Genomic DNA, 22,137 nt, shown 5'->3' on the forward strand with positions numbered 1-22,137 from the left:
ACGTCAGGGCAGGACGCCGATCAACACGGCGCCTTCGCCGATCGACACCGCGCCGAGCGACATCGGCGCGCCCAGGTGCGCCGCGATCCACGCCGTGCCGGTGTCGTCGATCGCGACGTCCGCCGCGTGATCCTCACCGACGCCGCCGAGCCCGCGCGCCGCGAGGAGGCGCCCGTCATCGCTCGCGAAGCGCGCGACGAGCACGTCGGAGGCGCCCACGCTGGTGAGCGACGTGCCTGCGAGGTCAATCGTGCCCGTGAAGTCGGCGGTGATCGCGATCTCGCTCGCGGACGCTGCGAGGCCGAGGCGGAGCGGCAGCGCGATCGGCGGCGCGGCGCTCTCGAGGATCGCGTCCACGTCGCGCGCGAGGTCCCAGGGACGCGCGTCGATCGCGCGCGCCCAGCTCGGCGCACCGGTGTCGGCGCGGAGGGCCGCGAGGAAGAGCGCGCCCGGGCGCGGCGCGGTGATCGTCTGGTCGCCGATGGTGATCGAGCCCGAGAAGCGTCCCGCGACGATCACTGCGCCGAGGTGCTCGACGACGCGCAGCGCCTCGTCCTCCGACGCGCCCCCGATCGCGACGCGCCACACGTAACTGCCGTCGCCCCGCATGCGCGCGACGAACGCATCGCTCGCGCCGTGCGAGACGAGGCCGTCCCAGCTGCCGCGGAACGAGCCCGCGATCACGACGTCGTCCGCGACGCCCACGATGGTGTGCACCGCGTCGTCGGATGGGCCACCGACGGTGACGAGACGCGGCTCCGGCCCGGTGAATGCGACGTAGCCGTCGGTGCCCCCGCGCGCCGTGACGTGCGCGACGCACTCGGCGCTCCCCGAGCAAGGCGGAGAGATCGCGCCCGAGAACGTCCCCGCGATGACCCCGCCGCGCGCGGCGCTCGCGACGGCTTCACCGACCACCGTGACGCCGATCAGACGCCAGTCGTCCGCGGGGGTCCTCGCGGTCACGACGCGGTACGCCGCGGTGGCGCGGGTGGACACCAGCCACGGCGGCGAGAGCCCGGGCTGTGTCGCGTCGAGGAGGAGCTGGGTGGCGCCGCCCCCCGCGATGATCGCGGCGCCGCCGCTGCGCCCCTGCGGGTCGAAGCACCACGAGACGCCACCGTACGCGTCGAGCTCCACGACGTATCCGAGCGTCGTCGCGCAGACGCCCTGACGTGCCGCGGCGAGCGCGAGCGGCACGTTGCGATCGCTCTCCACGGTGTAGGGATTGTCGAGCCGCACCACGCCGGCGATGCCCGGAGCGCGCGGGCACCACTCGTACGCCATCTCACGGCAGACGGCGGAGCCCCCACGGGGACGCAGATCGATCACCGCATCGATGCAGTCGCCGCCGTCCCGCGTGACGCACGAGGTGGAGGCGACGCACACGCCGTCGACGCAGCCCTGATCGATCGGGCACGCGAGGTCGCAGCCACCGCAGTGATCCGCGTCGAACGACACGTCCGCGCAGCGCCCGCCGGACACGTCGCAGTCGACGCACCCGCATCGCGAGTCCTCGCAGCGCGAGCCGGCCGGGCAGACGACACCGCACCCGCCGCAGTTCGCGGGATCGGACCGCGTGGGCGTGCACACCCCGTCGCAGTAGGCGCCCGAGCAGATGCACGCGCCGCGGCTGCACGATTCGTCGGCCGCGCATGCGTGGCCACACTCGCCGCAATTCCTCGCGTCGGACAGGAGCCGGGTGCAGATGCCGTCGCACAGCGTCGCGTCGGCGCGCGGCACGCACGCGCCCTCGACGCACTCCTCGCACCACTGACACGACACGCCGCATGCGCCGCAGTGCTCGCGGTTGCTCCGCGGATCGACGCAGAGCCCGCGGCACGTGAGGAAGTCGTCCGGGCAGATGCACTCGCCGTCGATGCACTGGGTCCCGTCGTCGCACGACACGCGGCACACGCCGCAGCTGCGCGGCGTCGTGCCGATCGTGTTGCACGCGTTCTGCTCGGCGCAGAGCTCGAGCCCGATCGGGCACGCGCACGCGCCCTGGTCGCACACGCCGCCCGAGGCGCACGACACGCCGCACGTGCCGCAGTGCTCCACGTCCGTGCGGTTGTCGACGCAGGCCCCCTCGCAGATCGCGGTGCCCTCGGGGCACACGCACGCGCCGTTCACGCACTGTCCGAGCCCGCACGAGCTCTCGTCGACGTCTCCGTCGCAGTCCTCGTCGCGCCCGTCGCACTGCTCGTCGGCGTAGATCGACACGTGCGCGTCGGCGTCGTCGCAGTCGCCACCGCCGCACTCGGGCTGGAGGTCACCGTCGCCGTCGCGATCCCCGAGGTAGCGCACGGTGCAGGAGCCGAGCTCACAGCGCTCGTCCGCGGTGCACGCGTCGTCGTCGGCGCAGTCGAGATCGCTCGTGCACGCGACGCTGCTCGCGCACCCGCCGTGGTCGGGCACGCACGCGCTCCCGGGACAGAACCCGGGCGGGCGACCGTGGTAGCAGCGCAGGCCCGCGCAGTCGTCCGAGGTGCACTCGATCCCGTCGTCGCAATCGCCGAGGTCGAAGCACTCTGGTGGGTCGATGCGCACGCCGGTATCGCGGATCCGGAAGCCCTCGGCCTCGCAGCCGACCACCCACGCGGCCAGCGCGACGAGCACGAGCGAGAGCGGCCTCCGCATCGACGCGATGATAGCCTCGGCGCCGGATGTCCGGCAGGAGCGCGCTCGCGATCGTGGTGCTCGCGTCGATCGCCGCGACCGCTCCCGCGCACGCCCAGTCGGTGCAGCCACCCGCGGTGATCGCGCTCGCGCCCGTCGAGCTCGACGCGCCGCGCGTCGCCGAGGTCGGCGCCTCGATCGACGTGCGGGTGATCGTCGATCGCGACGGACGCGCGAGCCTCGATCAGGACGTGATGGAGCCCGAGCTCCGCGCCGCGGTGGAGGACGCGCTCGCGCGATCACGCCTCGCGCCCGCGATGCGCGGCGGCACCGCGGTGATCGCGCGCGCGAGGGTGCGGCTCGACGTGCGCGCCCGCGAGGTCGCGCCGGTGGAGCCGCCCGAGATCACGCCACCTTCGATCGAGCCTTCGTTCCGCGCGCTCGCCCGCGCGACGCCCGAGCCCACGAGCGCGACGATCCTCGAGGCCGAGGAGGTGCGCGATCTCCCCGGTCTACAAGGCGACCCATTCCGCGTGGTCGAGACGCTCCCAGGCGTCGTCCCACTGCTGAGCGGGTTGCCGTTCCTCTACGTGCGCGGCGCGCCGCCCGCGGGGACGATCACGCTCTGGGACGACATCCCGGTGCCCTCGCTCTTCCACGTCGCGGCGGGGCCCTCGACGATCCACGCGGCGCGCCTCGGCGAGATGCGCCTCTGGCCCGGCGTCGCGCCGGCGCGCTACGGGCGCCACGTCGGCGGCGTGGTGCTCGGCGCCGCGGCCCCGATCGAGCCGCACCTCGGCGGCGAGGTCGAGCTGCGCCTGCTCGACGTGAACGGGATGATCACGGTCCCGATCGATCGCCGCCACGTGGTGCAGGCGTCGGGTCGCTACGGCTACCCGGGGTTGATCGTCGGCGCCGCGTTCCCCGGCGTCGAGCTCGACTACTGGGACTACCAGCTGACGGCCGATCTCGACGACGGTCACGGCGGCCACACGCGCCTCGTCGCGATCGGCGCGTACGACCGACTGCGCCAGGACCTGGCGGACATCGAGACGCTCGGAGAGCAGTCCGACGTCCTCCTGCACTTCCATCGCGTCGAGGCGCGACACGTGCGCGCGCTCGGCGGAGGCGCGGAGTTCGGCGCGGCGCTGCGGCTCGGATACGACCAGTCGCAGCTCGGCGAGGCGGTCGGCGCCGAGGTGTGGAGCGCGAGCCCGCGCCTCTGGAGCGCCTTCTCGCTCGGCTTCGCGCGGCTGCGCATCGGCGCGGATCTCGTCGCGAGCGGAGGTCGCATCGACTCGGGCCGCAGCGAGGATCCCGCGATCGCCGGCGCGCTGATCGCCGAGGGCGCCTACGCCGGGGCGCGCACCCGCACCGCGGCCGGCGCGTACGCCGAGGCGCTCCTGCCGATCCCCGGCGTGCTGCGGCTCGAGCTCGGCGCGCGCGTCGACACGTGGGTCACGGCGCGCGAGGTCCAGGCCGCGCCGTCGCCGCGCGCAAGGCTCGTGGTGCACGCCTGGGAGGGCGTCGACGTGCACGCCGCGGTGGGCCTCGCGCACCAGCCCGCGGTGCTCTTCCTGCCGCTTCCCGGCTTCGCCGAGCTCGCAGTCGATCGCGGCCTCCAGCGCGCGCTCCAGAGCGACTGGGGCGTCTCGCTCACGCTGCCGCTCGGGATCTCGCTCGAGGCGCAGGGCTTCTTCCACTACTTCGATCAGGTGCTGCTGCCCGACCTCTACGTGCAGGATCGCGAGATCTGCGTGGAGTCGTGGTGCACGCAGGTCCAGATCGATCCGAGGGCGCGCGCCCGGGTGCTCGGCCTCGAGGTGCTCGCGCGGCGCGAGGGTCGCGACGTGAGCGCATGGATCAGCTACACGCTCAGCGAAGCGACGGCGCGCGCCCACGAAGGGTTCGAGTTCGTTCCCGGCTTCGACGTGCGCCACGTCATCCAGGCGATGGGCCGCGCGCGCATCTGGGAGGGCCTCGAGATCGCGCTCCGCGTGCTCGTGCGCTCGGGTCGCGTGGTGGGTCGCTACTTCATCGAGCCCACGGGCCTGACGGCGCTGCGCTACGAGCAGCGACTGCCGTGGTTCTTCCGAGGCGACGCCGAGATCGCGTACGCGTGGGACGCGGGCTGGGGGCGGCTCCGCGTGTCGCTCGGCTGGACGAACGTGACGCTCTCGGAGGAGCCGATCGCGCTCGAGTGCAACTACGACTCGAACGGTCGCCCCGAGGCGCCCTGCGCCGTGCAGAGCGCGCCCGCGATCTTCCTGCCGAGCCTCGGGATCCGAGCGCAGCTCTGATTCGCGCGAGAGGAGAACGTGACAGCGACACGCGACCGCGCGTAGTCTCGATCGATGCTCCGCAGTCGGCTTTCTGGGGCGCTTCTCTTCGTCCTCCTGTCCGCCGTCCTCACGGCGTGCTCCGGGCAACCCCTCGTGGGCGGTCCAGGCGACGAGATGGACGCGTCGATCCTCTCGTGCGCGCCCTCGGAAGCGCGCTGCGGCGACGACTGCGTCGACACCACCGCGGACCCGCGGCACTGCGGCGGATGCGGCAACGCGTGTCAGGTCGGGTCCATCTGCGTCGCCGGCGCGTGCGAGCTCTCGTGCCCGACCGGACAGCTCGAGTGCAGCGGCCGCTGCGTCGATCCACGCACCGACCTCGCGCACTGCGGAGCCTGCGACGCGGCGTGTGATCCCGGCCTCGTCTGCGCCGACGGCGCGTGCAGCCTGACCTGCGGCACCGGCCTCGCGCGCTGCGCCGCGCCCGACGGCACCGAGCGCTGCGCCGATCTCCAGACCGATCGCGCGCACTGCGGCGCGTGCGGCACCGCGTGCGGCGCCGGCGAGATCTGCGAGGCCGGCGCGTGCGTGATCGCGTGCCCCGCGGGCCAGGTCGAGTGCGACGGTGCGTGCGTCGATCTCGCGCTGAACCGCTTCCACTGCGGCGCGTGCGGCACCGCGTGCGACCCGGGCACGGTCTGCACCGGAGGCGCGTGCGCGACGACGTGCGGCGCCGGGCTCGAGAACTGCGACGGCGTGTGTCGCGACCTCGCGACCGACCGCGCGAACTGCGGCGGCTGCGGCGTGACGTGCGGCGCGGGCGAGGTCTGCTCCGCGGGCACCTGCGAGACGACCTGCGGCGCCGGGACCACCGAGTGCAGCGGCGTGTGCCGCGACCTCGCGACCGACCGCGCGAATTGCGGCGGCTGCGGCATGGCGTGCGCCGCCGGCGAGGTGTGCTCCGCGGGCAGCTGCGAGACGACGTGCGGCGCCGGCACCACCGACTGCGACGGAGTCTGCCGCGACGTCCAGACCGATCCCACGAGCTGCGGAACCTGCGGCAACGTCTGCCCGGCGGGCACGGTGTGCAGCGCGGGCGCGTGCGAGGTGAGCTGCGGCGGTGGCCTCACGGACTGCGGCGGCGTCTGCCGCGACCTCGCGACCGATCGCGCGAGCTGCGGCGCGTGCGGCGTGACCTGCGCCGCCGGCGAGATCTGCAGCGGCGGCACCTGCGCGACGAGCTGCGGCGCGGGCACCACCGAGTGCCTCGGCGTCTGCCGCGACCTCGACACCGATCGCGCGAATTGCGGCGGGTGCGGCGTCACCTGCGCGGCCGGCGAGGTCTGCTCCGCGGGCACCTGCGAGACGAGCTGCGGCGCGGGCCTCACCGACTGCGGCGACGTCTGCCGCGACCTCGCGACCGATCGCCTCCACTGCGGCGGCTGCGGCGTCGCCTGCGCGCCGGGCGAGATCTGCAGCGGCGGCACCTGCGCGACGTCGTGCGGCGCCGGTCTCAGCGACTGCAGCGGCGTCTGCCGCGATCTCCAGAGCGATCGCACGAGCTGCGGCGCGTGCGGCAATGCGTGCGACGCCGGCGAGGTCTGCTCGGCGGGCATGTGCACGCTCAGCTGCGGCGGCGGCACGACCGACTGCGGCGGGATCTGCCGCGACCTGCAGAGCAACGCGCTGCACTGCGGCGCGTGCGCGAGCCCGTGCGTCGCCGGGACGTCGTGCGTCGCGGGCACGTGCGAGACGAGCTGCGGCGCCGGCCTCGACAACTGCGGCGGCGTCTGCCGCGATCTGCAGACCGATCGCCTGAACTGCGGCGCGTGCGGGAACGACTGCGCCTCGGGCGAGATCTGCGACGGCGGCACCTGCGTCGTGAGCTGCGGCACCGGGCTCGCCGAGTGCGGCGGCGTCTGCCGCGACCTCGCGACCGATCGCGCGAACTGCGGCGGCTGCGGCATCGCGTGCGCGGCGGGCGAGGTCTGCAGCGGCGGCACGTGCGAGACCAGCTGCGGCGGCGGGCTCACCGACTGCGGCGGCGTGTGTCGCGATCTCACCACCGACCGCGCGAGCTGCGGCGCGTGCGGCAACGCGTGCGACGCGGGCGAGGTCTGCTCGGGCAGCGCGTGCGTCGTGACGTGCGGCGCGGGCCAGACGAACTGCGGCGGCACCTGCCGCGATCTGACGACCGATCGCTTCCACTGCGGCGCGTGCGGCGACGCGTGCGCGGCCGGCGAGGTCTGCTCGTCGGGCGCGTGCGAGGTCAGCTGCGGCGGCGGCCTCACCGAGTGCAGCGGCGTGTGCCGCGACCTCGCGACCGATCGCGCGAGCTGCGGCGCCTGCGGCAACGCGTGCGCGGCCGGCGAGGTCTGCTCGTCGGGCGTGTGCACCGTCAGCTGCGGCGCGGGCCTGACCGAGTGCAGCGGCGTGTGCCGCGACCTCACGACCGATCGCGCGCACTGCGGGACCTGCGGCGACACCTGCGACGCGGGCGAGGTGTGCTCGGGCGGCGCGTGCGTCGTCAGCTGCGGCGTCGGCCTCGACGAGTGCGGCGGCACGTGCCGCGACCTCGCGACCGATCGCTTGAACTGCGGAGCGTGCGGCACCGCGTGCGATCCCGGCGAGGTCTGCTCGGGCGGCGCGTGCACCGTCAGCTGCGGTGGCGGCCTCGACAACTGCAGCGGTGTCTGTCGCGACCTCGCGAGCGATCGGCTCCACTGCGGCGGCTGCGGCGTCGCGTGTGATCCCGGCGAGGTCTGCTCGTCGGGCGTGTGCACCGTCAGCTGCGGCGCCGGCCTCGACGAATGCGCGGGCACGTGCCGCGACCTCGACACCGATCGCCTGAACTGCGGCGCGTGCGGGAGCGCGTGCGACCCCGGCGAGGTCTGCTCGGGCGGCACCTGCGTCGTGACGTGCGGTGCGGGCACGACCGACTGCGGCGGCAGCTGCCGCGACCTGACGACCGATCGCCTCCACTGCGGCGCGTGCGACGACCCCTGCGCGCCCGGCGAGGTCTGCACCGCGAGCGCCTGCACCGTGAGCTGCGGCGGCGGCCTCGCGAACTGCAGCGGCGTCTGCCGCGACCTCCAGACCGATCGCGTGCACTGCGGCGGGTGCGGCGTGACCTGCGATCCCGGCGAGGTCTGCATGGCCGGCACGTGCACGCTGAGCTGCCCCGCGGGACAGGTCGGGTGCGGCGGCACGTGCCGCGATCTCACGAGCGATCGCCTGCACTGCGGCGGATGCGGCATCGCGTGTCCGGCGGGCCAGATCTGCGCGGGCAGCGCGTGTGTCGTCGACTGCGGGGTCGGCCAGACGAGCTGCTCCGGCGTGTGCCGCGATCTGCAGACCGATCGCATGAACTGCGGGATGTGCGGCCGCGCGTGCCCCGCGGGCCAGGTCTGCGACGGCGCGGCGTGTCGCGTGAGCTGCGGCGTCGGGCTCACGGAGTGCTCGGGCAGCTGCCGCGACGTCGTGACCGATCGCCTGAACTGCGGGATGTGCGGCCGCGTCTGCGGCGCGGGCCAGGTCTGCGACGGCGGCTCGTGCACGCTGAGCTGCCCCGCGGGACAGCTCAACTGCTCGGGCGTCTGCCGCGATCTCTCGAGCGACGCCGCGAACTGCGGCGCCTGCGGGCGCACCTGCGCCGCGGGCACCGTGTGCTCCGCCGGCACCTGCAGCCCCTCGTGCGGCGCCGGCCTGTCGCCGTGCGGCGGCGTGTGCCGCGACCTCTCGAGCGATCGGCTCAGCTGCGGCGCGTGCGGCCGGGCGTGTGGGCCGGGACAGATCTGCAGCGCCGGGACGTGCAGCCTCTCGTGCCCGCCGGGCGAGGTCGCGTGCGGCGGCACGTGCGAGGACGGGACGTCGAACACCTGCGAGGCGCCGATCGACCTCGGCACCATCGCGATCGGCTCGTCGGTCTCGACGCCGACGCTCTCGCTCCCCGCCGACGCCCAGAGCGAGTGGTTCCTCGTGCGGTTCCCGCACAACCCCGACGTCCGCCAGCGCGGCAGCGGCGCACCGACGATCACGTTCGGCGTGAACGACGGCGGCGTCTTCCGCTTCGAGGTCCGCACGGCGTGCGGCGGCGGGCCCACGTGCGGGCTCCCGCTCACCCAGTGGGCCTTCCGCGACACGTGCTCGTCGGCGAACCTCGACTGCTCCACGCGCAACGTCGCGTGGCCGACCGCGGTGTGGATCCGCGTGAGCCGCGTCTCGCCCGGCACCGACTGCCGCACCTATCGCCTCACGGTGTCGCGATGAGCACGCGCTCCCTCCTGCTCGCGAGCGCGCTGCTCGCCTCGATCGCGTCGCGCGCGCACGCCGACGACGTCACGCCCACGCTGCAGCTCGAGGGCGGGGCGCAGGTGATGCTCACCGACTCGTACCGCGATCGCTTCGACTGGGGCGGGCTCGGCTTCGCGCGCGCGGGCATCGAGCTGATCGGCCCGCTCGCGCTGCAGCTCGGCGTCGGCACCGCGTGGTTCCCGGTGCCGGAGCAGGATCCCGGCAACCTCTACGCGTTCGAGCTCGGCGCGCGCGGCTTCTTCGTGATCGATCGCGTCGCCGGCGGTCCGTTCGTCGACGCGAACGTCGGCGTCGGCATCACCGGCGATCTGGTGCGGCTGGTGTTCGACGTCGGCCTCGGGTGGGAGCTGCTCCCGCTCGAGTGGCTCGGAGTCGGCCCGGTGGTGCGCTACCAGCAGATCGTGCAGCCCGACGGCGAGGCGCGCCCCGACGACGCGCACCTGCTCTCGTTCGGGCTGAGCGTCACCGCGCGCATCGACGTGGGCGGCGGCGGAGACGACGTGCAGACGGCGGCCGCGCCGCCCGCGCCGGTCGACACCGACGCCGACGGGCTGCGCGACGACTCCGATCGTTGCCCCGATCTCGCCGAGGACGCCGACGGAGTCGACGACACCGACGGCTGCCCCGAGGACGACGTGGATCACGACGGCCTCGACGACGCGAGCGATGCGTGCCCGACCGCCGCCGAGGTGCGCAACGGCTTCCAGGACGACGACGGATGCCCCGACGAGGCGCCGCCGCCCGAGCCGGCGAGCGCACCGCCCGCGGCAGCGCGCGGCGAGCCGCTGTCGCAGGAGATCCTGTTCCGCGTCGGCTCGGATCGCGTCTCGGGGCGCTACACGAGCGAGCTCGCGGAGGTCTGCACGTTGCTGCGCGACGAGCCGACGGTGCGGGTGCGCGTGATCGGCCACGCCGACGAGCAGGGAACGGCGGCGGCGAACGCGCGGCTCGGCGCGGCGCGCGCGGGCGCGGTGGCCGAGCAGCTCGTGCTGTGCGGCGTCGCGCCGGAGCGCATCGAGGCGGTCTCGTACGGTGACACGCAGCCGCTGTGTCGCGACGAGGCGAGCACCGACTGCCACGCGCGGAACCGGCGCGTGACGTTCGAGCTGCTGCGTCGGGAGTAATCGCGCGCGCCGTCGGCCGAGAGCGCCGAGCTGCACCGACCGGCGGCGCCAGAAGCGGATAACGCCGCGTCCCGAACTGGATATCGGAGGCCGTGGCCGCTGCGCAATTCTCCCGATGGCGCACGTGGCGGCGCTTCTTCGCCCGGTCGCGCGCTCACGAGGAACACATCACTCATGCCGTCGAGTCAGCTCGCCAGTCGCCTTCGCCTGCTCGTCCTCACCTCGCTGATCCTCACCTCGCTGAACCTCGCCGGATGCGGCTCCGACGGCGATCCGTCGGACTCCGACGGCGGCCCGCCCCGTGACGCGTCGCCGCGGGACGCCTCGATCGAGATGGATGCGTCGACCGATGTGGATGCCTCGACCGGAGAGGACGCGTCGACCGGAGAGGACGCGTCGACCGACGAGGACGCGTCGACCGACGAGGCCGACGGCGGGGACGGCGATCCCTGCGCGACGAGCCCCTGCGAGAACGGCGGCACCTGCGAAGCTGACGACGCCGGCGGGTTCGAGTGCTCGTGCGCCCCGGGGTACACCGGCGCGACGTGCTCGGAAGAGATCGACGAGTGCGCGCCGAGCCCTTGCCAGAACGGCGGGACCTGCACCGACGGCCCGGCGAGCTTCACGTGCGAGTGCGCGCCGGGGTTCACCGGAACGCGCTGCGAGACGAACGTCGACGACTGCGCGGGCCCGAGCCTCTGCATGAACGGGGGCACCTGCGTCGACGGAATCGACGAGCACACGTGCGACTGCGCGGACGGCTTCGGCGGCGACGCGTGCGAGGCCTCGTGCAACGGATCGATCATCACCGCCGCCGCGAGCGGCCCCTGGAACGCGCCGAGCACGTGGGGAGGCGGCGTCGTTCCCACGTCGCCGGCGGGGATCGTCGTGATCCCGGCAGGCATCACGGTGACGATCCCGTCGGGGCTGACGGTCCGCACGTACGCCTGCTCGCGGGTGCGCGTGGCGGGCACGCTCGTCAACCAGGGCGACCTCACGATCGACGGCCATCTGCTCGTGAGCGGCCCCAACCCTGCGGTGGCCGGCACGTTCACCAACGCCGGCACCTTCGTGCTGCGCGGCGAGCTGGTGAGCACGGCCGGTGCGTCGGGCCTCGCGGCCATCTCGAACGCCGCCGGCGCCACGTTCACGACCTACGGGCCCGTCCAGTACAACCGGTTCGGCAACGCGGGGACGTTCGTGATCGCCCGGGGCGCGACGCACTGCACGACGACGCAGTCGTGCTCGTTCCACAACTCGGGGACGCTGACGATCGCCGCGGGCGCGGTCCTGGTGACGACCCTGCCGTCGTCCGAGGTCGCCACGAACACCGGCACGATCATCAACCGCGGCACCTTCCAGTCGGACCACTTGTTCGAGAACCACGGGACCTTCGAGAGCTCCGGCCGGATCGGCCTGGTCTTCGATCTCGAGGTGGCGTGCCGCTTCACCAACAGGGCGGGCGCGACGCTCACGACCACCGGCGAGGTCGAGCTCTACTGTCCGATGATCAACGAGGGCTCGATGACGAACCGCGGCACCTTCGTCGTCCAGAACGTCAGGTGGGCGGGGCTGAACAACGGCGGCACGTTCACCAACACCGCGACCGCGACGTTCGCGAACCGCAACGACCTCGAGAACGGCGGCACCTTCGTCAACGAAGGCACGCTGAGCAACCAGGCCGGGGGCGACTCGCAGCAGGGCTTCTCGTGCGCCGGGACGTTCACGAACCGCGGCGCGTTCCGGACCAGCGCTCCGTTCCGGATCGCCGGGGGCGGCGCGGTCACGATCGCCGCCGGCGCGACCGCCGAGGTGTCGTTCCCCGCGCTCAACGCCGGCGCGATGGAGCTCGCCGGCGCGCTCACGTTCCGGGCTCCGCAGGGCTCGCTCCAGAACAGCGGCTCGTTCGTGCAGCGCTGCGGCGGCACGATCACGTCGGAGCCCGGGGCGGGCGGCGTGGGGGGCAACGCGCCCACCATCGAGCCCTGCCCCTGAGCGACGCCTCGATCTCCGACGTATCACGGAAGCGTCGAACATCGTGATCGTGCCCGGCGCGGCCGTTTTCGTGCCCTCCGCGCGGGCTGGGGAGGCCGCCGATCACTTCCTCGAGGCCGCCGATCACTTTCTCGAGCCCGCCGATCACTTCCTCGAGCCCGCCGATCGGCGCGTCGGGGGAGTGGTCCCGGAGAATCGGGGCCGGCGCTCGACGGATCGGGGCCGCTGCACGGGCGATCGGGCCCCCTCACGAACGAAACGGCGGCCCCGCGATCGCTCGCGGGGCCGCCGTTCGGTGCATCGAGGCCGCTCGCCTCGCGCTCAGACCCGCTGGAGTGCTCGCCCGGGCCCGGGCACCCGCGAGTCAGACGCGCGGCGGCGTCGGAGCGGGCGTCACGGGATCGGAAGGCGCGGGCCCCGTCGGATCGTCGTCGCCGTCGCGCGACGAGGCGCGGCTCACGCGGAGCTTCTGGAAGTCCGGATGCGAGCTCCCGAGCAGCGAGCGCAGCGTCGCGCGGAAGCGGCTGAGCTCGGCGTCGAACACCGCCTGCGCCTCGCGCACCTGCGAGAGCAGCGAGCTGTAGCGAGCGTCGGCGGCGGCAGCCTCGTCGGTCTCGTTCTCCGCCCTGCTCGCCTTCTCGGTGATCGACGTCGCAGCCGCAGCGGCCCACGCCACGGTCGCGCCGTCCGCACCGCGCACCTCGCGCAGCTCGTCCGCGAGCGCCTGTGCGTCCTCGATCAGATCCTCCGGCACCGTCGGCTTGTCTCCGATGCCCGCGAGGTCGAAGCCGGGGCGCTCGCGCGCGACGTGCGGCTTCCACACGTCGATCTCCTTCTTCAGCGCGAGCATCGAGCCGCGCCCCTCGTCCATCTCGACGCGCCACCGCGCCTTGTAGGCGCCCGCTTCGGTATACGCCGCGACGAACGCACGCGCGGCGGTGCCGAGCGGCGCCTCGAACACGGCGACCGCTGGGCTCGAGCCCTTGTGTCGCTCGAGGACCTTCAGCGCGCGCGGCGCGAGCCGGCGCGACTTCCATTGCACGCTCATGAGAGCCCCCTCTCGCGCGCAGAGCCCCCTGCCCTGCGCGAGCGCGGACGATCACGCGTGCGATGCGAGCTGTCAACGCGGCGGACGTCGCCGGCGGATCGGGTCACACTGCGCGCCCCGTGTCCGAAGAGCATTGCGAGAAGTGCGGCAAGCCGCGCGCGATCTGCGTCTGCGATCGTGTGGTGTCCCTCCCGACGACGCTGCGCGTGCTCGTGCTCCGGCACCCGCAGGAGGACGACGCGATCCTCGGCACCGCGCCGCTCCTCGCCGCGTCGCTGCCGTCGTGCGAGGTGCGCACCGGGCTCTCGTGGGCATCGCTCGCGCACGCGCTCGATCGCGAGGACGCGGACCCGACGCGCTGGGCCGTGGTGTATCCCACCAAGATCGATCCCACCGTGTCCGCGGAGGCGCGCGAGCGACCGGTGCTCGTGCTCGATCGCAAGGGACGCGAGCGCGACGCCGACGCGCCGGCGCTCGAGGGCATCGTCGTGCTCGACGGAACGTGGAGCCAGGCGAAGGCGCTGTGGTGGCGCAACCCCTGGCTGCTCAAGCTCTCGCGCGTGGTGCTGCGCCCGCGCGAGCCGTCGATCTACGGGCGCGCGCGCAAGGAGCCGCGCCGCGAGTACGTCTCGACGCTCGAGGCGGTCGCCGACGTGCTCCCCGCGCTGGGCGAGCCGGAGACGACGCGCGATCAGCTGCGCCGCCTGATGCGCACGATGGTGCAGCGCTACCGCGATCAGCAGACGCGCTGATCGCGGCACACGTATACTCGCGCTCCGTGTCGGATCTCGATCGCCTGGAGCGCTTGCGCGGTGTGCAGGTCGCGCGCTCGATCCTCGAGAAGGCGTTCTCGCTGCAGCTGACCATCGTCGGGCCCGAGGGCCCGCTCGCGCACGCGCGCGGCGGCGTGATGAGCGGCTCCTCCGAGGTGTGTCGCACCGCGCTCTTCACGCGCGAGGGCTTCCAGCGCTGCGACGCGTTCTACCGCGCGCTCGCCGCGGACGGCGCGGCGGGCGAGCGGGCCCGGCCGTGTCACCTCGGCCTCGCGTCGATCGCGGTGCCGGTCGAGGTCGGCGACGGAGTGGTCGCGCACGTCGTCGCGTCGGGCTTCGTCGCGACGGCGCTGCAGGGCTGCGCGCCCGCCGATCCCGCGACGCTCGCGACCGCGCTGCGCGAGCTCGATCCCTCGCTCGTCGATCCCTCGCAGCCGGTCCGGAAGCTCCCGGTCGTGCGCGGCGATCGCGAGCAGGTCGTGCGCTCGATCCTCCGCACCGCCGCCGAGGAGATCGCGGAGCACGTCGACGACGAGCGGCGACGGCTGCGCGCGCGCGCCGGCACGTCGCCCGGCGCGTGGGGCATCGTCGGCACGTCGCCGCGGATGCGCGAGGTGTTCGAGCTGCTGCGTCGTGTCGCGAGCAGCGACGCCGCGGTGCTGATCACCGGCGAGAGCGGGACCGGCAAGGAGCTCGTCGCGCGCGCGCTGCACGATCACGGACCGCGCACGGGCAAGCCCTTCGTCGCGCAGTCGTGCGGCGCGGTGCCCGACGACGTGCTCGAGAGCACGCTGTTCGGCCACGTGCGCGGCGCGTTCTCGGGCGCGGTGCGCAGCGGCGAGGGGCTCTTCGGCGCGGCGCACGGCGGGACGCTCTTCCTCGACGAGGTCGCGGAGATGTCGCCCGCGATGCAGGTGAAGCTGCTGCGCGTGCTCTCCGACGGCTCGTACCTGCCGGTCGGCGACACCCGGCCGCGCACGTCGGACGTGCGGGTGATCACCGCGACGCACCGCGATCTCGCGGCGATGGTGCAGCGCGGCGAGTTCCGACAGGACCTCTACTACCGCCTCCACGTGATCCCGATCGCGCTGCCGCCGCTGCGCGATCGGACCGGCGATCTGCCGCTGCTCGTCGAGCACTTCCTGCGGGATGCCGACAGCGAGATCATGCCCACGCGCGTGAGCGCGTCGGCGTGGCGTTGCCTCGAGCGCTACCAGTGGCCGGGCAACGTGCGCGAGCTGCGCGCGGAGATCGATCGCTGGGCGGTCACCGCGGCGGGCGAGCCCGAGATCGGCCCGGAGCATCTCTCTCCCGCGCTCCGCGATGCCGGCGGCTATGCGGGCCAGTCGGGCGGCGAGGCAGCCGCCGCGGCCGCGTCCGGACAAGGCAGCCTGCAGGCCGCGGTCGACGGGCTCGAGCGCGCGATCCTGGTGCGCGGGCTCGAGCGCACCGGCGGCAATCGGACGCGCCTCGCGCGTGAGCTCCAGATCAGCCGCACCACGCTCAACGAGCGCATCAAGAAGTTCGGGCTCGAGTGACGCGAGACCGGCGCGCCTCGCGGCACGCCGGTCTCCCCGATGCGTCAGCTACACGAGCCGCCGTTGCAGCGCAGGGTGCCCGCGCAGTCCCAGTTGCTCGCGCAGCTCTGTCCCGCGCGACGCTTCCGGCAGCGACCGCCGTCGCACGTCATCTCGCCGCAGCAGTCCGCTTCGGTCTCGCAGCTGCCGCCCTCGAACCCGACGCAGCACGCACGTCCACCGCCGAACGTCGCGGGCAGGCACGACAGACCACCGCAGCACTGCGATCCGTTCGCGCACGTGACGCCCTCGACGCCGCACCGCGACGCGTCACGGCACGCGTTCGCGACGCACTGCATGCCGTCGCAGCACTGCGCGTCGACGTAGCAGGGCCCGCCGACCATGCCGCAGACCGGCCCGGTGGTGCCGCCGTCGCCGCCGGTGCCCGCGTCGCTGCTCGTCCCGCCGTCGCTCGCGCCGCCGTCGTCGGCCATGCCCGCGTCGGGCATCGGAGGCATCGGGCACATCCCCGCGGGCCCGACCCAGCCCGCCCCACACGACGCGCGATCCGCGCCCGTCGCGTCGCCACCGAAGCAGCTCGTCGTGCCGGGCGCGCTGTGGATCGAGCCCGACGCGCCGCCGCACCAGCCGCAGCCCTCGAGCATCGTGCACGCGCCGCAGTCGCTCGCCATCTCGCACGCGCGCGTCACGTCGTTGCACTGGTCGCGCGACGTCGCGAGGCGTCGATCGCCACACGTCCCGGCGCCGCCCGGCCACGCGATGCACGCGCCGCGCTGCTCGCACCACGCGCATCCGGGCGCGTCGGCGCAGCTCGCGCAGTCGGTGTTCGAGGTGCACGCGTCCATCGGCAGCGCGCACTCCGCGCCGCGGGTCGCCGACTGATCGGGCATCGTGCACGAGCCCGTCGCGGGCGCGGTGCCGGTGTCGTCGCTCGCGACGCAGCGACCGTCGCACCACAGGCATCCCGTCGTCTCCGCGCACGCCGCGCACGCGGTGATCCCGGTGCAGCGCTCGGCGGTGGATCCCGGAGGCATCCCGCCGTCGGGCATCTCGCACGCGCCGTGCGAGCGATCGATGTCCTGCAGGTAGCCGCCGCCGCTCACTTCGTTCTGCACGAAGTCGTACGACAGACGCATGTACCCGTTCTGGCCCCAGTCCTGACCCCAGGAGTTCAGCGCGATGAACTCCATCGTGGCGTCGTCGTAGCCGACGATCGTGTACGCGTGGTAGCCGTCGTAGTCGCTCACTCCGTCGGCCGCGCACGGGAGCATCGGCGCCTGGATCGTCGCCTGGCCGTCGCCCCAGCCGCCGCTCCAGCAGAGGCCGCTCCAGACCGCGATCGCACGGCCCGACGCGAGCACGCGCTTCATGCGCTCGAGCTTGTCCGCGTCGTTCGGGATCATCGTGTACCCCGTCGCGCGATAACGACCGTCGGCCATCAGCGTCGCGTCGCTCGGGCGCGTGTCGTTCATCGAGCGCGCGCCGCCGGTGTACGGCCACGTCGACTCGGGCACGAGCGGGGTCGCGCCGGTCACCGCGCGCATGCCCTCCTCGACGTCCCACCCGAAGCCGCAGTCGCCGATCGTCCCGCCGTGGCCGGTGGACCAGAGGTGGCCCATCGACACGCGCGGCGGCGGGCAGCCCTCGGCGCAGTAGAGCGCGTCGAGCACCGCGCCCGCGGCGTGCGCGACGCACCAGCCGCACTCGCGCTGATCGCGCACCTGCAAGCAGCCGCCGAGCGACTCGCCGCGCAGATCGTGGCTCGACGGGAGCGGGCCGACGAAGTCGGGATCGAGCAGCGGCTCGACCGCCACGCCTTCGCTGCTCTCGCGCATCGCCGCCTCGACGGTCGGGCCCTGCGGCTCGGTGAGGAGGCAGACCTGTCGCCCGTTCGCGAGCGGGAAGAGGCGGCACTCACCGCGTGCCGTGACCGGCGCAGCGCCCGCGTCCTCACGGGTTCCGGCGTCGCTCTCGTCCGCTGGGCGCTCGTTCTCACAACCGACGAGCGCCGCGACGAGGATGAGCGCGAGCGTGGAAACCCGCGTCGAGTGGTTGGCTATCCGCATGCGGCGCCAGTGTACGGTCGGCCGCCACGCGATGCCCCCTTCCGCCCGGCATGCGCGCGGGCGTCCAGGGGCGACCTCGCATCGTTCGATCGTCAGCGACGACGACGCATCACGAGCGCGAGCCCGAGCGCGAGCATGAGCGCCCACGCACCGGCGCCGCGGCCCGACGCGCCCGCCGCGCGGCATCCGCACCCGCCCTCGCTGCTCCCCGTCGCCGTGCCGGCATCGATGCCCGCATCGATCGTGTTCGTGCCCGAGTCGACGTCGCTCGTGCCCGCGTCGGGGTCGACGCCGCCGTCGGGGCCGCCCGAGCCCTCGTCGACGCAGCCCGCGCTGCAGCCGTCGCCGCTCGCGTCGTTGCCGTCGTCGCACTCCTCGACGCCGTCGCGCACGTACCCGTCGCCGCACGACGCGTCTTCGCACGTGAGCAGGCACGCGTCGGTGTTCTCGGCGTTCGCGTCGTCGCACGCTTCTTCGCCGGCGTGCACGAACCCGTCGCCGCAGCTCGCACGGCGACAGCTCGCGAGGCACGCGTCGGTGTCGAGCTCGTTGCCGTCGTCGCACGCCTCGACGCCAGCACGAACGTAGCCGTCGCCACACGTCGCGGCGAAGCAGGTCTCGAGGCACGCGTCGAGGTTCGACGCGTTGCCGTCGTCGCACTCCTCGCCGGCCTGCACGGTCCCGTCGCCGCAGCTCGCGAGCGCGCACACGGCGCTGCAGCCGTCGCCGTCGGTGGTGTTCCCGTCGTCGCACGCCTCGACGCCGTCGCGCACGTAGCCGTCGCCGCACTCCGCGACGACGCACTCCGCGACGCAGCCGTCCTCGTTGGACGTGTTGCCGTCGTCGCAGGCCTCGACGCCGGTGCGCGTGAAGCCGTCGCCGCAGCGCGCGTTCCGGCACGCCGTCGTGCACGCGTCGCCGGGCACGTCGTTGCCGTCGTCGCACTCCTCGCCGACGTGAAGGATCGCGTCACCGCAGCGCGGCGGACGGCACGCGTTCGAGCACGCGTCGTCGTTCACGGTGTTCCCGTCGTCGCACTGCTCGCCGCTGTGGATGATCCCGTCGCCGCACCGCGGCGGCTGGCACGCGTTCGAGCACGCGTCGTCGTTCACCGTGTTCCCGTCGTCGCACGTCTCGCCGCTCTGCACGATGCCGTCACCGCAGCCGGCCGGTCGGCACGCGTTCGAGCACGCGTCGTCGTTCACCGTGTTCCCGTCGTCGCACGTCTCGCCGGGCCCGACGAACCCGTCACCGCAGCGCGCCGCGGCGCACGCGTTGGTGCATGCGTCCACGTTGCTCGAGTTGCCGTCGTCGCACGCCTCCATGCCGGCGCGCACCACGCCGTCGCCGCAGAACGCGGTTCGGCACTCGACGCACGCGTCGGTGCTCGTCGTGTTCGAGTCGTCGCACTGCTCGACGCCGGCGTGCACGAAGCCGTCGCCGCACTCTGCGATGGCGCACGCCACGCACGCGTCGGTCGTCACCGCGTTGCCGTCGTCGCACGCCTCCATGCCGGCGCGCACCACGCCGTCGCCGCAGCGCGCCGAGACGCACGAGCCGAGGCACGCGTCGGTGTCGCTCGCGTTGCCGTCGTCGCACTGCTCGGGGCCGTTCACGGCCATGTCGCCGCAGCGCGGGCCGGGCCCGGTGCACGACGCGTTGCAGCGCCCGTACATCCCGTTGAGCGCGCCGTCGTCGCACGCCTCGCCGGCGCCCACGACCGAGTCGCCGCACACCGTGAGCAGCGCGTACTCGTACGCGCCCATGTCGTGCGCGGGCCCGTTGATGCCGTCGCCGTCGAGCGGGCGCGTGGTGCCGTCGCGATCGGTCGGCGGCGCGCCGGTGGACGTGCCGGCGTCGATGCACTGGCTGCCCGCCGTGAGCCGCATGTCGCTGCCCGGCGCGACGTAGAACGGGTTGGTCGCGAGCATCCCCGCGCCCGCGCTCACCGAGCCCTCGTACGCCGTCGAGTTGCCCCACACGTTCGAGTACGAGATCGACGCGCTGCCTCCGTCGACGTCGATCGCGTCGTCGCTTCCGTTCGTGAGGATCGCGTTCCGGATCGTCGCGGTGCCGCTGGAGACGTAGACGTGATCGCTGTTCGCGTAGAGCGTGCAACCGACGACCGTCGTCGTGCCCGTCGTCGCGACGCGCACGCCGACCGGGTTCGACGCGATCACCGAGCTCGTGATCGTCGCGCTCGCATCACCGCGCACCGAGAGACCGTCGATCGCGTTGCCGCTCAGCGTGAGCGCGTCGAGCAACGCGGGCGTGCGCTCCACGCGCAGCGCGACCTCGGCCTCGGTGATCACCATCCCGCGGAGGCTCGACGCGCTCGAGCCCGGCAGCAGCGCCACGCCTTCCCACTGCCCCGCGCTGCCCGCGCACTCGAGCGTCACCGGCGAGTCGCTGGTGCCCGCGACCGAGAGCGTCCCGAGCACGCGGAGCTCCGCCTCGCTCACGTCGGCGTACGCGCCCATCACGTCGCTCGTGGCGAACACCAGACGTGCACCCGGCGCGAGCGTGAGCGTCACGCCCGGCGCGACGGTGAGATCGCCCGCGACCATCGTCGTGCCCGCGGCGATCGTCGTGTTCGTCCACAACGTCCCGTACGTCCCGGGCGTCGCGTCGGACACGTACGGCAGCGCGCCCTGATCGCTCCCGTCCGACGCCGAGCGCCGGCTCGGCGAGTTCGACGTCAGCCGCAGGTTCGTCCCCGGCGTCACGTACAGCGGGTTCGCCGCGATCACGCTCGCAGCCGCGCTCACCGAGCCCTCGTACGACGTCGAGTTCCCCCACACGTTCGAGTGCGCGATCGACGCGCTGCCGCCGTCCACGTCGATCGCGTCGTCGCTCGAGTTCGACAGGATCGACCCCGTGATCGCCGCCGCGCCGCTCGACACGTACACCGCGTCGCTGTTCGCGTAGAGCGTCACGTGATCGATCGTCACCGTGCCCGTCGTCGCGACCCGCACGCCCACCGGGTTCGAGCTCGCGATCGAATTGGTCAACGTCGCGCTCGCATCGCCGCGCACCGCGAGGCCGTCGATCGCGTTGCCGCTCAGCGTGAGCGCGTCGAGCAGCGCGGGCGTGCGCTCCACGCGGAGAGCGACCTCGGCCTCCGTGATCACCATCCCGCGGAGGCTCGACGCGCTCGAGCCCGGCAGCAGCGCCACGCCCTCCCACTGCCCCGCGCTCCCCGCGCACTCCAGCGTCACCGGCGAGTCGCTGGTGCCCGCCACCGACAGCGTCCCGAGCACGCGCAGCTCCGCCTCGCTCGCGTCCGCATACGCGCCCATCACGTCGCTCGTCGCGAAGACCAAGCGTGCGCCCGGCGCGAGCGTGAGCGTCACGCCCGGCGCGACCGTGAGATCGCCCGCGACCATCGTCGTGCCCGCGGCGATCGTCGTGTTCGTCCACAACGTCCCGTACGTCCCGGGCGTCGCGTCGGACACGTACGGCAGCGCGCCCTGATCGCTCCCGTCGGATGCCGAGCGCCGGCTCGGCGAGTTCGACGTCAGCCTCAGGTTCGTCCCCGGCGTCACGTACAGCGGGTTCGCCGCGATCACGCTCGCCGCCGCGCTCACCGAGCCCTCGTACGACGTCGAGTTCCCCCACACGTTCGAGTGCCCGATCGACGCGCTGCCGCCGTCCACGTCGATCGCGTCGTCGCTCGAGTTCGACAGGATCGACCCCGTGATCGCCGCCGCGCCGCTCGACACGTACACCGCGTCGCTGTTCGCGTAGAGCGTCACGTGATCGATCGTCACCGTGCCCGTCGTCGCGACCCGCACGCCCACCGGGTTCGAGCTCGCGATCGAATTGGTCAACGTCGCGCTCGCATCACCGCGCACCGCGAGGCCGTCGATCGCGTTCCCGCGCAGCTCCAGCCCGTTCAAGCGCGTCGGCGTCGCGTCGACGCGCAGCGCGACCTCGGCCTCGGTGATCACCGCGTGATCGATCGTCGTCGCGCCCGAGCCGACGTCGAGCACGACGCCGTCCCACTGCCCCGCGCTGCCGACCGACTCGAAGAGCACGGGCGAGCCCGCAGTGCCGCTCACCGTGAGCCGCCCCGCGACGCGCATCTCGATCTCGCTCGCGTCGCTGCCCGACGCCGTCAGGTCGCTCGTCGCGAAGCGCACCGTGACGCCGCTCTGGATGACGAGGAACGCGCCCGCGGGCACGGTCACGTCGCCGCGCACCTCGTACGGGCTGTTCGCGACGGTCCACGTCTGGTTGATGACGTTGCCGCCGTTGACGATCGTCTGCGCCTCGGCGACCGAGGACAGCGCGAGCAGCGAGACGACGACGGCGAGAGACGAGAGCAGGAGTCGGGCACGACCAGCGAGCGAATCGCACATACGGAAACGGTTATCTCCCG

At 73.6% G+C, this 22,137-nt stretch carries 10 protein-coding genes; 6 read left to right on the forward strand and 4 right to left on the reverse strand.

The genetic code is table 11. From position 1 onward, the window contains the following. Positions 1–3: 3 nt before the first annotated feature. On the reverse strand, positions 4–2,637 hold the full coding sequence (locus DB32_RS31700) for a hypothetical protein (protein WP_053236391.1): 2,634 nt from the start codon (positions 2,635–2,637) through the stop codon (positions 4–6). Between the two features lie 26 nt (positions 2,638–2,663). On the opposite strand from DB32_RS31700, the gene DB32_RS31705 reads away from it, so the two are divergent. The 4 genes from DB32_RS31705 to DB32_RS31720 all read left to right on the forward strand — a co-directional run bounded on the left by DB32_RS31705 (position 2,664) and on the right by DB32_RS31720 (position 12,331). Next, the gene (locus DB32_RS31705) at positions 2,664–4,916 is read left to right on the forward strand and encodes a TonB-dependent receptor (RefSeq protein ID WP_053236392.1); all 2,253 of its coding nucleotides are present in this window, start codon (positions 2,664–2,666) and stop codon (positions 4,914–4,916) included. Between the two features lie 156 nt (positions 4,917–5,072). Next, positions 5,073–9,167, forward strand: a complete 4,095-nt coding sequence (locus DB32_RS31710) for an MXAN_6577-like cysteine-rich protein (RefSeq protein ID WP_053236393.1) — start codon at positions 5,073–5,075, stop codon at positions 9,165–9,167. Beyond that, positions 9,164–10,336 (forward strand): OmpA family protein, encoded by a 1,173-nt coding sequence (locus tag DB32_RS31715; RefSeq protein WP_053236394.1) that lies wholly within the window; start codon positions 9,164–9,166, stop codon positions 10,334–10,336. Before DB32_RS31710 ends, DB32_RS31715 begins: the two co-directional genes overlap by 4 nt. 174 nt (positions 10,337–10,510) lie before the next feature. Next, entirely contained in the window at positions 10,511–12,331 is a 1,821-nt protein-coding gene (locus DB32_RS31720) for a calcium-binding EGF-like domain-containing protein (RefSeq protein WP_053236395.1), read from the forward strand. A gap of 364 nt (positions 12,332–12,695) precedes the next feature. Here DB32_RS31720 and DB32_RS31725 read toward each other — a convergent pair whose 3' ends face one another. Next, positions 12,696–13,379, reverse strand: a complete 684-nt coding sequence (locus tag DB32_RS31725; protein ID WP_053236396.1) for a hypothetical protein — start codon at positions 13,377–13,379, stop codon at positions 12,696–12,698. Positions 13,380–13,498: 119 nt separating this feature from the next. Between DB32_RS31725 and DB32_RS31730 the strand changes: the two genes are divergently transcribed. Continuing rightward, positions 13,499–14,131: a tRNA-uridine aminocarboxypropyltransferase gene (locus DB32_RS31730; protein ID WP_169791620.1), complete on the forward strand. Its 633-nt coding sequence runs from the start codon at positions 13,499–13,501 to the stop codon at positions 14,129–14,131. Positions 14,132–14,157: 26 nt separating this feature from the next. After that, positions 14,158–15,690, forward strand: a complete 1,533-nt coding sequence (locus DB32_RS31735; protein ID WP_053236398.1) for a sigma-54-dependent Fis family transcriptional regulator — start codon at positions 14,158–14,160, stop codon at positions 15,688–15,690. Positions 15,691–15,734: 44 nt separating this feature from the next. Here the strand turns inward: DB32_RS31735 and DB32_RS31740 are convergent, their stop codons facing one another. After that, positions 15,735–17,756, reverse strand: coding sequence for a C1 family peptidase (locus DB32_RS31740; RefSeq protein ID WP_053236399.1), 2,022 nt, complete (start codon positions 17,754–17,756; stop codon positions 15,735–15,737). Between the two features lie 92 nt (positions 17,757–17,848). Further along, on the reverse strand, positions 17,849–22,117 hold the full coding sequence (locus tag DB32_RS31745; protein WP_053236400.1) for a DUF4215 domain-containing protein: 4,269 nt from the start codon (positions 22,115–22,117) through the stop codon (positions 17,849–17,851). Positions 22,118–22,137: the final 20 nt, after the last annotated feature.

Origin of the sequence: Sandaracinus amylolyticus (genome assembly GCF_000737325.1) — a bacterium.
Classification (GTDB): domain Bacteria; phylum Myxococcota_A; class Polyangia; order Polyangiales; family Sandaracinaceae; genus Sandaracinus; species Sandaracinus amylolyticus.

Coding starts and splice junctions, on each gene's coding strand:
- DB32_RS31700 (WP_053236391.1), bottom strand. CDS start 2,637: ATGCGGAGGCCGCTCTCGCTCGTGCTCGTCGCGCTGGCCGCGTGGGTG.
- DB32_RS31705 (WP_053236392.1), top strand. CDS start 2,664: ATGTCCGGCAGGAGCGCGCTCGCGATCGTGGTGCTCGCGTCGATCGCC.
- DB32_RS31710 (WP_053236393.1), top strand. CDS start 5,073: ATGGACGCGTCGATCCTCTCGTGCGCGCCCTCGGAAGCGCGCTGCGGC.
- DB32_RS31715 (WP_053236394.1), top strand. CDS start 9,164: ATGAGCACGCGCTCCCTCCTGCTCGCGAGCGCGCTGCTCGCCTCGATC.
- DB32_RS31720 (WP_053236395.1), top strand. CDS start 10,511: ATGCCGTCGAGTCAGCTCGCCAGTCGCCTTCGCCTGCTCGTCCTCACC.
- DB32_RS31725 (WP_053236396.1), bottom strand. CDS start 13,379: ATGAGCGTGCAATGGAAGTCGCGCCGGCTCGCGCCGCGCGCGCTGAAG.
- DB32_RS31740 (WP_053236399.1), bottom strand. CDS start 17,756: ATGCGGATAGCCAACCACTCGACGCGGGTTTCCACGCTCGCGCTCATC.
- DB32_RS31745 (WP_053236400.1), bottom strand. CDS start 22,117: ATGTGCGATTCGCTCGCTGGTCGTGCCCGACTCCTGCTCTCGTCTCTC.